13 protein-coding genes are annotated in these 13,547 nt (G+C 40.1%); 4 read left to right on the forward strand and 9 right to left on the reverse strand.

Annotated features, from left to right (window positions below; genetic code table 11):
• Positions 1-549: 549 nt before the first annotated feature.
• From recG to asnC, 3 genes are read right to left on the reverse strand one after another with little or no spacing between them, the layout of a single operon-like run.
• Positions 550-2,631: an ATP-dependent DNA helicase RecG gene (recG, locus tag J8L71_RS18105; protein WP_211001766.1), complete on the reverse strand. Its 2,082-nt coding sequence runs from the start codon at positions 2,629-2,631 to the stop codon at positions 550-552.
• Between the two features lie 59 nt (positions 2,632-2,690).
• Positions 2,691-3,377: a tRNA (guanosine(18)-2'-O)-methyltransferase TrmH gene (gene trmH, locus J8L71_RS18110; protein WP_058548752.1), complete on the reverse strand. Its 687-nt coding sequence runs from the start codon at positions 3,375-3,377 to the stop codon at positions 2,691-2,693.
• Between the two features lie 41 nt (positions 3,378-3,418).
• Complete coding sequence (gene asnC, locus J8L71_RS18115; RefSeq protein WP_138683883.1) at positions 3,419-3,877, reverse strand: transcriptional regulator AsnC; 459 nt, start codon at positions 3,875-3,877, stop codon at positions 3,419-3,421.
• Between the two features lie 195 nt (positions 3,878-4,072).
• On the opposite strand from asnC, the gene asnA reads away from it, so the two are divergent.
• Positions 4,073-5,068 carry an aspartate--ammonia ligase gene (gene asnA, locus J8L71_RS18120; protein WP_211001767.1) on the forward strand — a complete coding sequence of 332 codons (996 nt, stop codon included), beginning with the start codon at positions 4,073-4,075 and terminating at the stop codon, positions 5,066-5,068.
• A gap of 32 nt (positions 5,069-5,100) precedes the next feature.
• Here the strand turns inward: asnA and J8L71_RS18125 are convergent, their stop codons facing one another.
• From J8L71_RS18125 to J8L71_RS18150, 6 genes are all read right to left on the reverse strand, one after another.
• Positions 5,101-6,708 (reverse strand): FapA family protein, encoded by a 1,608-nt coding sequence (locus J8L71_RS18125; protein ID WP_211001768.1) that lies wholly within the window; start codon positions 6,706-6,708, stop codon positions 5,101-5,103.
• A gap of 146 nt (positions 6,709-6,854) precedes the next feature.
• Complete coding sequence (locus J8L71_RS18130) at positions 6,855-7,247, reverse strand: RidA family protein (RefSeq protein WP_024600049.1); 393 nt, start codon at positions 7,245-7,247, stop codon at positions 6,855-6,857.
• Between the two features lie 12 nt (positions 7,248-7,259).
• Positions 7,260-9,365 (reverse strand): bifunctional GTP diphosphokinase/guanosine-3',5'-bis pyrophosphate 3'-pyrophosphohydrolase, encoded by a 2,106-nt coding sequence (gene spoT / locus J8L71_RS18135; RefSeq protein ID WP_211001769.1) that lies wholly within the window; start codon positions 9,363-9,365, stop codon positions 7,260-7,262.
• A gap of 128 nt (positions 9,366-9,493) precedes the next feature.
• Positions 9,494-9,769 carry a DNA-directed RNA polymerase subunit omega gene (rpoZ, locus tag J8L71_RS18140; RefSeq protein ID WP_058548747.1) on the reverse strand — a complete coding sequence of 92 codons (276 nt, stop codon included), beginning with the start codon at positions 9,767-9,769 and terminating at the stop codon, positions 9,494-9,496.
• 124 nt (positions 9,770-9,893) lie between these two features.
• The gene (gmk, locus tag J8L71_RS18145; protein WP_058548746.1) at positions 9,894-10,514 is read right to left on the reverse strand and encodes a guanylate kinase; all 621 of its coding nucleotides are present in this window, start codon (positions 10,512-10,514) and stop codon (positions 9,894-9,896) included.
• A gap of 119 nt (positions 10,515-10,633) precedes the next feature.
• Complete coding sequence (locus J8L71_RS18150) at positions 10,634-11,494, reverse strand: YicC/YloC family endoribonuclease (protein ID WP_211001770.1); 861 nt, start codon at positions 11,492-11,494, stop codon at positions 10,634-10,636.
• Positions 11,495-11,657: 163 nt separating this feature from the next.
• Between J8L71_RS18150 and rph the strand changes: the two genes are divergently transcribed.
• The 3 genes from rph to J8L71_RS18165 all read left to right on the forward strand — a co-directional run bounded on the left by rph (position 11,658) and on the right by J8L71_RS18165 (position 13,476).
• Positions 11,658-12,371, forward strand: coding sequence for a ribonuclease PH (rph, locus tag J8L71_RS18155; RefSeq protein ID WP_104641824.1), 714 nt, complete (start codon positions 11,658-11,660; stop codon positions 12,369-12,371).
• Between the two features lie 12 nt (positions 12,372-12,383).
• Positions 12,384-13,028 (forward strand): orotate phosphoribosyltransferase, encoded by a 645-nt coding sequence (gene pyrE, locus J8L71_RS18160; protein ID WP_211001771.1) that lies wholly within the window; start codon positions 12,384-12,386, stop codon positions 13,026-13,028.
• Positions 13,029-13,092: 64 nt separating this feature from the next.
• On the forward strand, positions 13,093-13,476 hold the full coding sequence (locus tag J8L71_RS18165) for a diacylglycerol kinase (protein ID WP_211001772.1): 384 nt from the start codon (positions 13,093-13,095) through the stop codon (positions 13,474-13,476).
• Positions 13,477-13,547 lie beyond the last annotated feature (71 nt).

Here is a 13,547-nt window from a genome sequence, read left to right on the forward strand (position 1 = left end):
TAAAGAAACCCGTTACAGAAATGTGACGGGTTTTTTGCTGTCTGGCGTTTAGTAAATAGCTAAGAGGCCATGCCAAAATCAGTAGTGAAAAAAAACAGCTCGAAGGCGAGCCCCGCGGAAGGCCGCCCCGACACAATGATAGTATCCCATTTGCTATATGAAAGTAGGGCATTACCAGGCTTCAAATTGTAGAAAGCCCGATTCGAAAGAGTCGGGCTTTTTCACGTCTGAAGAAAAGTGAAATACGCACAATTGATAGACACTCATCAAGCCCCTATCACGTAGGACTGGCGAGCGTAACGACTCTGGATACAACGATAGTGTAGCATTTGCTATTTGGCTTCCCACCACTGTGAGCATTATGACATCCTGCAGCGGCGTCAAGTAAGGCAAACCTAACTTGAAAGCGTCGAGCTTTTTATGCTTGAAGGAAAGTGAGTAATTAACTTTTTTATTAATTAGCTCCCAAGTATCTCTAGCCAGAAGGTGAGTTTCTACATTTAGTAAATTATATATTGTGTAGAGTAATGCCGGAATGTGTATGGCGGGTTATGCTTGTGCGTAGTTTGATTTATTGCCTAACCAACGTTGAATGAGAGGCTCTACTAAATTAGGGTGCTGTTTAAGCATTTGTTGAGCAATTGGTCTAACTTGGCTTAGTGTTTGTTTATCTCGTGTTAAATCTGCTATTTTAAATTCTGCTAAGCCTGTTTGTTTAGTGCCAAGTACTTCACCTGGGCCGCGTATCTCTAAATCGCGCTCTGCGATGACAAATCCGTCGTTACTATCTCTTAATACACCTAAGCGCTTTTGCGCAGTATGAGATAGAGGGGCGTGATATAAAAGGACGCAGTGCGATGCCGTGGCACCACGACCTACTCGACCACGTAATTGGTGTAACTGTGCTAAACCCAAGCGCTCAGGGTTTTCTATTATAATTAAGCTAGCGTTTGGTACATCTACGCCGACTTCAATAACCGTGGTAGCGACTAAAACGTGGATATTACCCGCTTTAAATTCACTCATAATGGCCTGTTTTTCTGCTGATTTCATACGCCCGTGCACTAAACCTACATTTAATTCAGGGAGTGCCTCTTTTAATTGCAGAGCGCTATCTTCTGCAGCTTGACATTGGAGGGCTTCAGATTCATCAATAAGTGTACAAACCCAGTAAACTTGTCTGCCTTGTTCATTACAAGCCAACCTAACGCGCGCTATTATATCGTCTCTGCGAGTATCGGGAAGTGCTACTGTGGTTATGGGCGTACGCCCAGGTGGTAACTCATCTATCACAGAGGTTTCTAAATCAGCATAAGCGGTCATGGCAAGCGTCCGTGGAATAGGCGTTGCTGTCATGACTAATTGATGAGGGTAGCAATCACCAAACTTGCCTTTTTCGCGAAGAGATAGGCGCTGATGCACACCAAAGCGATGTTGTTCATCAATGATTATAAGCACTAAGTTATTAAATTTAACTTCGTCTTGAAATAAAGCGTGAGTACCTACAATCATTTGGGCTTCACCAGAGGCTATTTTTTCAAGTGTTTCTACGCGCTCTTTACCCTTTGTTTTACCGCCAAGCCAAGCAACTGTTATACCTAGCTGATTAAACCAAGCCGTAAAATTAACACCATGTTGTTCTGACAGAATTTCTGTTGGTGCCATTAAAGCAACTTGAAACCCTTGAGCTATAGCTGTTAATGCACTAAGTGCTGCTACTAGAGTTTTACCTGAACCTACATCGCCTTGCACTAAACGCATCATGGGGTGAGCGTGTTGCATATCACCTTTGATTTCAGCCACTACACGGCTTTGTGCATTGGTTGGTGCAAAAGGAAGTTGTTCTAAAAATTGGCTTTCTAGAGTGTTTACTGGATTTAAAGCTACGGCTTTAACCTGTTGCCCTTGTTCGCGTACTTTTAATAAACTGAGGTTTTGCGCAAGTAATTCTTCAAATACGAGACGTTGCTGGGCAGGGTGAGTACCTTGCTCAAGTGCAGTTACATCAACATCATTTGGTGGGCGATGCAGTAATAATAAAGCGTCACTTAATGCCATACTTGATGGCTGCCATTTTACAGGTAGTAGTTCATCTACTGAATATTTGTTGAGTAAATCAATAGCCTGGTCACTCAGAGCCCTAATTGATAATTGCTTTAACCCCTCTGTTGTTGAATATACAGGGGTAAGCGTCGTAGCGGTAGGTTGCTCATCAGGTGTATCACTAATGCTATATTCAGGATGGCTCATTTCAAAGCCAACACGCCCGCGGCGTATTTCACCAAAACAACGTATTATTTTACCGGCACTAAATGCGTTTTTTTGCGCTGCGGTAAAATTAAAAAAACGTAATGTTAGTCTACCTGTACCATCGTTTATTTGAACAACTAGCATACGCCTTTTACCAAATGTAATTTGGCTTGTTTCAATGGTTGCTTCGACACTTACATGACTGTGTAGTGCAAGCTCATTAATGGCGTAAAGGCGAGTTCTATCTTCGTATCTAAGAGGAAGGTGAAATAGCATGTCTTGTACTGTAATAATACCTAGCTTTAACAAACGTTCAGCCATTTTTGGGCCGACCCCTTTGAGTTCTGTAATTGGGTATTGGTTTAAGCTAGGTTTAGACAAGTTTGATCTAATCTTATTATATGTGAGTGAGTTAAGTGTACTTACAGAGCCTTAGTCCATCAAGTATGTTTTAACGCTTGCCAAAATTGTTCACTCGCAATTATTTCACCATTTTCATCAAGTGGCGGGTAAGGCAACTTTTTCATTCTGCATTGTTTGGCAATAACAGGGTGGTAGCCTTCAAAATACATAGGGTGCTTAATTTCATCACTTAACATATTACGGTTATACATACCGGCTTTTTGTCGTTGGTTTTGTGCTTCAAATAAAATAAGTGCTGCAGCAACAGATACATTAAGTGACTGCACCATACCTTGCATTGGAATAATAATATTTTGATCTGCATGTTTTAACGCATGCTCAGAAATCCCTGTTTTTTCTTGACCTACAATTATTGCAGTTGGTTTTGTATAGTCGATTTCTGTGTAATTGACGGCATCTTCACTAAGGTGAGTTGCTAGTATTTGTACATCAGGGTTATGCTCACGCATTAAAGCAACAGCATCATCAATATTTTTGTGAAGGTGCGTATCTAGCCAATTTTTGCTGCCACCAGAGGTATTGTTAGTTAACCATTTTTGGTTTTCTGGCCACACAGCATGAACATGGTGGCAACCAACAGCGTCGGCGCTTCGCACAATAGCAGATAAATTGTGGTGTTTATGTACGTCTTCTAAACATACGGTTAAGTCTGTTTGACGGCGTGAAAGTACACCCTCAATTCTTTGATAGCGAGTTTGCTGCATGGTTATCCTCTTTTTTTGGCAATTATACGAGATTTTTGCGCTTAAGGCATTACCGTACGGCTAATTGGGTTTTGCAGAGAAATTAGGGTTTCTGTTGATTGAATTGCCTCTATTGCTTGTATTTTATTAATCAACACATCTTGCAGATGATCAATTGATTTCGTCATTACTTTTATAAATATACTGTAGTTGCCCGTGGTGTAATAAGCTTCTACTACTTCCTCTAGAGCTTCTAATTTAATAAGTGTTTGTGGGTAATCGCGTGCGTTACTTAAGTTAATACCTATAAAACAACATACATCGTAACCAAGCTGTTTAGTATCAATCGTTAATTGGGTTCCGGTGATTATGCCTGCTTGCTTCATTTTTTCTATTCGCACGTGAATCGTACCCGCACTAACGTTGAATTTTTTTGCTAATTCCGCATAGGCTGTACGGGCATTTGCCATTAATGCGTGAAGTATCTGTTTATCGAGATTATCGATTAAATAATTATTCATTATATTATCTCACTTAAATTAGTGAATTCTCATTTTAATAGGCCTTAAATTAATTGATTTAATAAGATAAAGCTATTTTTATTGTGGGTTATTGAATTAAAAGTTTAAATCGTTACAGTAACCTCATTAAAGGCGCCAGTGAGGTGCTTTTCATAAATAAGCAAGTAACAATAACTGGGAATGAGGCCAATTATTATGAGTTCACACTATGTGCAGCAACAGCAGCAAATAAGCAAAGTTAAGCAGTTTTTCTCGCAGCAATTAGAGCAGCAATTAGGGCTAATTGAAGTACAAGCCCCTATTTTGGCTAAAGTGGGGGACGGCACACAAGATAACCTTAGCGGCCACGAAAATGCAGTTGCTGTAAATGTTAAAGCGATAAGTGATAGCAGCTATGAAGTTGTGCACTCGCTTGCTAAATGGAAACGTAAAACGCTCGCTACTTATGGTTTTAAAGCTGGAGAAGGTATTTATACACAAATGAAAGCGCTGCGCCCAGATGAAGACTCATTAAGCCCAATCCATTCTGTGTATGTTGACCAATGGGACTGGGAGAAAGTAATTTGCCAACGCAGTGAACGTACGCTTTCTAGATTACAAGATACAGTTAAAGCTATTTACACTGGCATTAAGCAAACAGAGCAGTTTGTAAGTGATAGCTTTGGCATAAACACGTTTTTACCAAGCGATATAACGTTTGTACATAGTGAAGATTTACGTAAAATGTACCCTGATTTTAACGCTAAGCAACGCGAAAAAGCCATTGCACAAGAGTACGGTGCGGTATTTTTAATTGGTATTGGTGGTGCGTTAGGGGATGGTAAAATTCATGATGTAAGAGCACCAGATTACGATGATTGGTCTACACCTACAGCTGATGATTATAAAGGCTTGAACGGTGATATTTTAGTATGGAATCCTGTGTTAGATGATGCATTTGAAATATCATCAATGGGCATACGCGTAAGCCCAGAAGTATTAAAGGCGCAGCTGAGCATAACTAATGATGAAGACCGTTTAGCATTTGATTGGCATAAAGCGCTTTTACAAGGCGAGTTCCCACAAACTATAGGGGGTGGAATAGGGCAGTCGCGTTTAGCTATGTTATTGCTTCAAAAACAACATATAGGACAAGTACAAGTTGGTGTGTGGCCGCAGCATACACATGATGCAGTCGTTGGTTTGCTGTAAAATATAATGAGTACTCTGTGAGCACTCATTACTTAATGCGTTTTAAATTCTACTTCAATTTTATTATTTATAAGTTTTACATTACATGGTGGGTAGTTGCGCGTAGTTTTGAGTACTTTATCAAAAATATGAATTTCTACCCCCGAGTGTAACACTAAGTTCACAGCAAGGTTGGCATCGCTCAACAGGTCGTGCAAGTCATGATCTAATGCTGATAGGTGTTTTTCTAGTTGCTCTGCTTGTTGGCAGTAATGTTGCTGAGTTGCGCCAATTTTAGTAATTAACAGTTTCTTTTTTTCTGCATCTTTTACTAAGTCTGTTTTTTCTAGAGCGGCTTGAAGTGTATCTAGCTGCTCATCTGTTTTAGCTAAGTCTCTAAAGCAATTGTCTGTGTTAGCTGTAATCTCTGCTCCCGATGCCGCCAAGTTAATAGTCATTTTAGCACCTGACTCATTACCAATCTCACCGGCGATTAATGTTGTGGCATCAAGTATTTCACCACCAAATATTTTACCTTTAGGGGCATCAGATTGGCCAACCTGCAACAACCGTTTTGCTTTCATTACGCAGTGGCTTGTTTGACGTTCAATAAAAATATTGTGTGCCTCTAAATAGCAATATTGTGAGTGAGACACATGAATATCACCCTGGGCAATTAACTTACAAGAAAGCGTTTTATCATCAGCTTTTTGATGGCCAATAATACCTTGCTTAACAGTAATGTTACCGCCAGCAGTAAGCTCGCCTGATTCCACTGTGCCAAAAATAGTGATGTCGCCTTTAGCGCTTACTTTCATCCCAGGCTCTATATTGCGAGTAACAATGACACTGCCTTCAAAATCAATATGACCGCTTTTAACAGTGACATCTGATATGGTAAAAATATCATCTACGCGCATACCATTATTAATTTCAACAGGTACACCCGCAATAGTAGATACCAGTTCTAGCGGATTAACTTTTGATATTTCAGTGCCTTCACCGGCGACCAACTGTTTGCTATCCCCCGCTTTAGCTGGGAGGATATCGCCTAGTACTGTAAAACCTTCTTTACCTGGAGTCGCTGGTTGTTGGCGAATAAGTACAGAGCCGGGCTCCACACTCGCCAGCTTACCAAAGTCACGCATATCAACACTGCCATCTTCTTTTAGCTTTGGTGCTTTTAAGCGATCTTTTAGAGTTTCTACTGTGGTTATGAGCTTAGTTGCTAAACCGTCACTTGGGAGCCTACCTTTGGCTAAAATACCTTTGACTAATGTTCCGGCTTCGTTATCAAATTGCTTTTGCAATAACTGTTCTAAAAAAGCTTGCTTATATCCACGAACAATACCAGCTTTTATGAGTTGTTTTTTTGCCTCTTCTAAACTTAATAATTTACCGCCCTGAGCAAGTGTAAGCTCGCCTATAGCTTGCATTTTATCATCGCTAATAGTGACATTTAAAATGGCATTATGCTTGGTTGCAACTACGAGTGTTTTATCAGTGCTATCATTTTTAAAAAAATTGTTAATTGAGTCATGCTCGATTTTACAGTCGCAAAAAGTCGACTTTTCGAGAGCCTCAATAATAAATGCAGCACTAGGAGGTACGTGTGCTCCTATATCGAGTAAAACATTGCCGTTTTGAGCGAGCTTAAACACTAGTTGATCCTTTTCTACTACTTAAGTTAAATTTTTTATAAAACAATTACAGAGTGCTAGAAAATAGTATTTGAGTCAAGAAATGAGAGAAACCGAAGTTTAAAGACAGGAATAAGGCTATGGAGCAGATCCATAGCCTGTCAAGCTTAGTTAGTAGAAGGCAACTCCATAATGCCATCTATTTCAACTTGCGCACCTTTTGGTAACGCTCTAACACCTAATGCTGCGCGTGCAGGGTAAGGCTGTTTAAAGTACTGACTCATTACTTCATTAACTGTAGCAAAATTTGATAAATCAGTAAGGTAGATATTAATTTTTACCAAATCTTGAATTTTTCCGCCAGCTTCTTCACATACGGCAGTAATATTTTTGAATACTTGATGTGTTTGTTCACTAAAATCTTCTGAGATCATTTCCATAGTCTCAGGCACTAATGGGATCTGACCTGATAAGTAAACAGCAGTGCCAACTTTCACTGCTTGGCTATATGTACCAATTGCTGCAGGTGCTTTGTCGGTAGAGATAAATGCTTTATTCATGTTTTTCCTATTTTACTTTTTACGATAGACTTTTTGCACATCAGGCATAACGCGAATGCGGCGCATAATGTTGGCAACATGGACACGGTTTTTAACGGTGACTCCTAGATCTATCACGTATAAATTACTTTCTTTTTCATCAGTGGCAATTTCTACAATGTTGGCTTGGGTTGTAGCGACGACATTGGTTAATTTAGCTAATGCCCCTTGATGATTAATAATTTCAACTCTTAGAGCTGCAATGTATTCTTTTTCTGGGTTATCGTCCCATTTTACAACTAAGTACTTAGAGCGCTCACTTTCCCAGCCGCGAATGTTTTTACATTCTTGACGGTGAACTGTAAGACCTTTACCTTGGCTAATATGTGCTGTAATAGCATCACCTGGTACAGGACGACAACATTTAGAGTAATTTACTAACATGCCTTCTGTACCAATAATGGTCGCTTTGGTTTGGTTAGTTATATCTGTTAGATCGTCATTGTCGTTTTGCAATAAACGTTTAGCGATTAATACGCTCATTAAATTACCAGAGCCAATTTCAACAAGTAACTCAAGCACTGTAGATAGCTCATGCTCTTCAAGTACTCTGGCAATGTTTTCATCGGCAATACTATCGAGCTTGTTTTCGCCTAACGCAGAATCAAGTAAACGGCGACCTAAAAGCATCGCTTCTTCGTGGTGTTGGCTTTTTAGGTAATTACGAACGCCCAAACGAGCTTTACCAGTAACAATAAAGTTTAACCAAGTCGCATTAGGGTGGGCCCCTGAGCTTGTTATTATCTCTATGGTTTGCCCAGTATCAAGCGGCTTACTTAATGGGTGTGGCTTACGGTTAACACGTGCACCTACACACGTATTACCTACATCAGTATGTACCGCATAAGCAAAATCAACAGCAGTAGCGCCCATTGGTAGCTCTACTATGCGACCATCAGGCGTAAACACGTAAATTTCTTCTGGGAATAACTCAGTTTTTACGTTTTCAACAAATTCGAATGATGAGCCAGCGCTTTGCTGTAGTTCTAATAAACTTTGCATCCATTGACGAGCACGTTGCTGGGCTGTATTTCCAGCACCATCACCTGCTTTTTTATACATCCAATGTGCAGCGACACCTTTATCAGCCATATGATCCATATCGTGGGTACGAATTTGAATCTCAACAGGTATTCCGTGCGGGCCAACTAAAGAAGTATGTAAAGACTGGTAGCCATTTGTTTTTGGCACCGCAATATAGTCTTTAAAGCGCGTTTCAATTGGCTTATAAAGGTTATGTGCAACACCTAACACGCGATAACACGTATCCATAGAATCAACGGCAATTCTGAACGCGTAAATATCCATAACTTCGTTAAATAGCAGCTCTTTATTAAGCATTTTTTTATAAATACTATATAGGTGCTTTTCACGTCCTGATACGGTGGCTTTAATTCCCGACTCTTCAAGACGTGCTTCTATTTCGCTTTGAATATTAGAAATAACTTCTTTACGATTACCACGCGCTTTAGCAACTTCTGATTTAAGCGCACGGTGTCTCATAGGGTATAAAGCCTGAAAACCTAAATCTTCAAGCTCATTTTTAATATCGTGAATACCTAAACGGTTTGCTATTGGTGCGTAAATCTCGAGCGTTTCGCGTGCTATACGTCGACGCTTATCAGGGCGTAGGGCGCCCAATGTACGCATATTATGTGTTCTATCAGCAAGTTTGATTAATATAACCCTAATATCTTGGGTCATAGCCATAATCATTTTACGGTAGTTTTCAGCTTGGAATTCTTTTTTATCTTTAAAGCTAAGCTTATCGAGCTTACTTACACCTTCAACGAGTTCGGCCACTGTTTCACCAAAAATTTCAGCTAAATCTTGTTGGCTAAAATCGGTGTCTTCAATTACATCATGCATCAGCGCGGCCATGAGCGTTTCATGATCTAGGTGCATTCCTGCAAGAATTTGGCTTACTTCTACTGGATGAGTAATGTAAGGTTCGCCGCTCGAGCGAGTTTGTCCTTCATGGGCCTCTCGGGCTACCACGTAAGATTTTTGAACCAGCTCTACATCAGCAGCGGGCAAGTATTCTGAGATTTTCTTTTTAAGACCTTCAAAAAGATACATTCACACTCCAATGTTCTCGTGAAGCAAATTAGGTAACGGTAAGTTAAGAATATACGATGAAAAGAGAGGATTGCCAACGGGTATAGTAGAAATACTGCGCCGTTGGCTAAATCAGACCGGGAGGTCGATTACTGGTTGCCACCAACAATGGCAGCAACAGCAGCTAATTCAGCTGCTTCTTGGTGTTGTTGTTCTTCACGGTCAATTACGTCCATTGATGAACTATCAACTAAACCTAATTCAATTTCACGTAAAGCAACTACCGTTGGTTTATCGTTTTCAGGATCTACTAGTGGATCTTTACCACCAACAGCAATTTGGCGGGCACGACGAGCCGCAACTAAAATTAAGTCAAAACGATTACCAACTGCATCTACTGCATCTTCAACTGTTACGCGAGCCATCTCAGCACTCCAAAATATTTTAAAAGCAAAGGCGTAGTTTACTCCAAGGAGTAAGTTTCGCCAATAGCCAGTGGTTAATTTTTATCAGTTTTACATATCTAATATTGATTTAAACGCCGCTTAGTTATTTAAGTAAGCTGCTTAGTAAGTTTTGATGGCGGTTTTGCTGCGCTTTTAACGTTAAACGCTGAGCCATCACAATAGTTTCTATATCGCTAAGAGCAGTATCAAATTCATCATTTACAACTACAAAGTCGTATTCATTATAATGCGAGGTTTCTGATTGTGCTTGTGCCATTCGCCCAGCAATTACCTCAGCTGAGTCTTGTCCGCGATTATTTAAACGCTGCTCAAGTTCTTCTTTTGAAGGCGGTAAAATAAAAATGGTCTGTACGCTTGGCATAATCTTACGAACCTGTTGCGCGCCTTGCCAATCAATATCTAAAAATACATCAATACCTGCATCTAGCTGTGATTCAATTGCTTGCTTTGATGTGCCGTAGTAGTTATCAAACACTTGAGCCCACTCAAAAAAATCATCTTTGGCAATTAACGCTTTAAATTCATCGGCGCTTACAAAGTGATAGTGGACCGCGTTTTCTTCACCAGGGCGAGGTGAGCGTGTAGTATGCGATACTGATACTTTCATATCGTCATGCTTTTTTAGTAATGCATTAATTAAGCTAGATTTACCCGCACCAGAAGGCGCAGATAAGATAAATAAGTTTCCGCGAGTTTGAGCCATGTTTTTCTCTACTTAAAAATAAACAGGCTTGAGTTACAAAAATAACCCAAGCCTTTAATGACACTATTGTACTTTATTTAGCTAATTGTGCTCAAGTGAGTCACAAAATTGAAATAGCATTATTCAATATTTTGAATCTGCTCTCGCATCTGCTCAATGAGCACTTTTAGCTCTACAGCTGCATTAGTAATATCACTATTAATAGACTTAGAGGCTAGAGTGTTTGCTTCGCGGTTAAACTCTTGCATCATAAAATCTAAACGGCGGCCACATGCTCCGCCTTTTTTAAGAATTTTTCGTGTTTCTTTAACGTGCGATTTTAAGCGGTCTAGTTCTTCGGCAACATCTTGTTTTTGAGCAAGATAAATAAGCTCTTGTTCAAGGCGAGATTCGTCAATGTCTGTTTTTAAGTCTTCAAGCTTTTGGTTAAGTTTTTCACGCTGCCATTTTGCAATCTCTGGCATATGAGTTTCTACTAAATCAACTTGCTCAAGTATTGCATCCAGGCGAGTTGCAATCATTTCTTCTAAATTTGCACCTTCATCACCACGAGCAGATTTAAAATCTTCTATTACTTGGTCAAATCCTGTAATAAGCGCTTTATTTACAGTATCTAAATCTATTTCTTGTGCTTCCATAACACCAGGCCAACGCAATATATCAACAGGGTTAATGTCGCCATTACTTTGTTGCTGCACCCATTTAGCACTATTTATTAATTGCTCAGCGAGTGATTCATTAATTGAAAGCTCGCCAACATGGGCTGGGTTTGCCACAAATTTTAAAAACACTTCAACTTTACCGCGTTGTAGATGCTTACGTAATCGTTCGCGAATCACTGGCTCCATGCCACGAAATTGCTCTGGTGCGCGAATAAATGTTTCAAGGTAGCGCTGGTTCACTGAGCGTACTTCCCAAGTGCCTGTGCCCCAGTCGCCTTTTACTTCGTGACGTGCATAAGCAGTCATACTGTGGATCATGGATAGGTTCCTAAAATTTGTAAATTCAATATTGCAGTGATTATACCGTAACACCACTTAACCTCTAGGGAAAATTTATTAGGCTGAATATTTTACAATCAGCATGGCATCTACCTTCACATGCACTTATAATGTCGCAAATTCAGAATAAAGGGGATCGTCCATGCGTCCAAGCGAAAGAACACCTAACCAAATTAGACCTGTTACATTTACACGTAATTACACTTTACATGCTGAAGGCTCAGTACTAGTAGAGTTTGGTAACACCAAAGTACTTTGTACTGCAACTGTTGAAGCGGGTGTTCCTCGTTTCATGAAAGGTCAAGGCAAGGGTTGGGTTAATGCTGAATATGGCATGTTACCTCGCGCAACGCATACTCGTAATGCTCGCGAAGCGGCACGTGGTAAACAGGGCGGTCGTACAATGGAAATTCAACGCTTAATTGCGCGTGCATTAAGAGCTGCTGTAGACTTAAAAGCGCTTGGCGAAAACACGATTACTATAGACTGTGACGTGATCCAAGCCGACGGCGGAACGCGTACGGCATCTATCAGTGGTGCATGTGTTGCTTTAGTTGACGCGCTTACCCATATGCGTGCAAAAGGGATGATCAATTCAAATCCTCTTAAACATATGATTGCTGCTATTTCGGTTGGTATCTACAACGGCCAAGCAATTAGTGATTTAGAGTATATTGAAGACTCTGCCGCTGAGACTGACATGAACGTAATTTTAACCGAAACAGGTAAAATTATTGAAATACAAGGTACCGCAGAGGGCGAACCATTCTCATTCGACGAGTTAGATGAGCTACTTACGTTAGCCAAGCATTCAATCCGTGAGATCATCGACGTACAAAAACAAGCGTTAGCATAAGCGAGTAACCCAATGAAAGATTATCAAAAAGAGTTTATTGAATTTGCTCTTGAAAAGCAGGTACTGAAGTTTGGTGAGTTTACCCTTAAATCAGGCCGTACTAGTCCGTACTTCTTTAATGCAGGTCTTTTTAATACGGGTCGTGACTTAGCGCGTTTAGGGCGCTTTTATGCTGCTGCTTTGGAAGATGCAGCAATAGATTACGATGTTTTATTTGGTCCTGCTTATAAAGGTATTCCAATTGCAACAACAACTGCGGTTGCTTTGGCTGATCATTATGACAAAGATGTGCCTTACTGTTTTAACCGCAAAGAGAAAAAAGCACATGGTGAAGGTGGTACATTAGTAGGTTCGCCATTAAATGGTAAAATCATGCTGGTGGATGATGTGATCACCGCGGGTACTGCAATTCGTGAATCAATGGAAATCATTGCAGATAATGGCGCAGACTTAAGTGGCGTACTAATAGCACTCGATCGCCAAGAAAAAGGTAAAGCTGAGCTTTCAGCTATTCAAGAGGTTGAGCGCGACTTTAATACCAAAGTGATCTCAATTGTAAAGTTGGCAGATCTAATTAGTTACCTTGAAAGCCAAGGCACAATGGATGAGCATTTAGCATCTGTTAAAGCGTATCGTGATCAATACGGTGTCGCGTAAATATAAATTTTAAAAGCCTCGCTAAGCGGGGCTTTCTTTTGACTATTATTAACAGAGCTAACAAATGAAAGATGTATTCAAGCCAAATGGTCTTGGCCTAAAGCGAGTTTTTAAAGCAACGTATTGTTCTTACCTTGGCTTTAAAGCAGCCTTCAAAGAAGAAGCAGCCTTTAGGCAAGAGCTTGTACTTAGTGTAGTGTTGCTGCCTATTTCATTTTGGTTAGCTACATCAGTATTACATTGGGCATTATTAGTAAGTACATTACTGATCATATTAATTGTAGAACTACTTAATTCAGCAATCGAAGCATTAACAGATCGCGTTAGTACTGAGCGTCATGTGCTATCAGGCCGGGCAAAAGATATGGGATCTGCAGCTGTAACACTTTCATTGTTGATCGTTATGATCGTGTGGGGCGCAAGTTTCTATATAAAGCTGTTTCAATAAACTCTCTATATAAACCAATTAACACACCTAAAATGTTAAAAAAGTGCTAGTTATGTTGTGTTTTTAGCGTA

Origin of the sequence: Pseudoalteromonas sp. MMG007 (genome assembly GCF_018100985.1) — a bacterium.
Taxonomy (GTDB): Bacteria; Pseudomonadota; Gammaproteobacteria; order Enterobacterales; family Alteromonadaceae; genus Pseudoalteromonas.

Excerpts from the sequence above, each read along its gene's own strand:
- trmH (WP_058548752.1), bottom strand. The coding sequence starts at position 3,377 with ATGCAGCAAACTCGCTATCAAAGAATTGAGGGTGTACTTTCACGCCGT.
- asnC (WP_138683883.1), bottom strand. The coding sequence starts at position 3,877 with ATGAATAATTATTTAATCGATAATCTCGATAAACAGATACTTCACGCA.
- asnA (WP_211001767.1), top strand. The coding sequence starts at position 4,073 with ATGAGTTCACACTATGTGCAGCAACAGCAGCAAATAAGCAAAGTTAAG.
- J8L71_RS18130 (WP_024600049.1), bottom strand. The coding sequence starts at position 7,247 with ATGAATAAAGCATTTATCTCTACCGACAAAGCACCTGCAGCAATTGGT.
- spoT (WP_211001769.1), bottom strand. The coding sequence starts at position 9,365 with ATGTATCTTTTTGAAGGTCTTAAAAAGAAAATCTCAGAATACTTGCCC.
- rpoZ (WP_058548747.1), bottom strand. The coding sequence starts at position 9,769 with ATGGCTCGCGTAACAGTTGAAGATGCAGTAGATGCAGTTGGTAATCGT.
- gmk (WP_058548746.1), bottom strand. The coding sequence starts at position 10,514 with ATGGCTCAAACTCGCGGAAACTTATTTATCTTATCTGCGCCTTCTGGT.
- J8L71_RS18150 (WP_211001770.1), bottom strand. The coding sequence starts at position 11,494 with ATGATCCACAGTATGACTGCTTATGCACGTCACGAAGTAAAAGGCGAC.
- rph (WP_104641824.1), top strand. The coding sequence starts at position 11,658 with ATGCGTCCAAGCGAAAGAACACCTAACCAAATTAGACCTGTTACATTT.
- pyrE (WP_211001771.1), top strand. The coding sequence starts at position 12,384 with ATGAAAGATTATCAAAAAGAGTTTATTGAATTTGCTCTTGAAAAGCAG.
- J8L71_RS18165 (WP_211001772.1), top strand. The coding sequence starts at position 13,093 with ATGAAAGATGTATTCAAGCCAAATGGTCTTGGCCTAAAGCGAGTTTTT.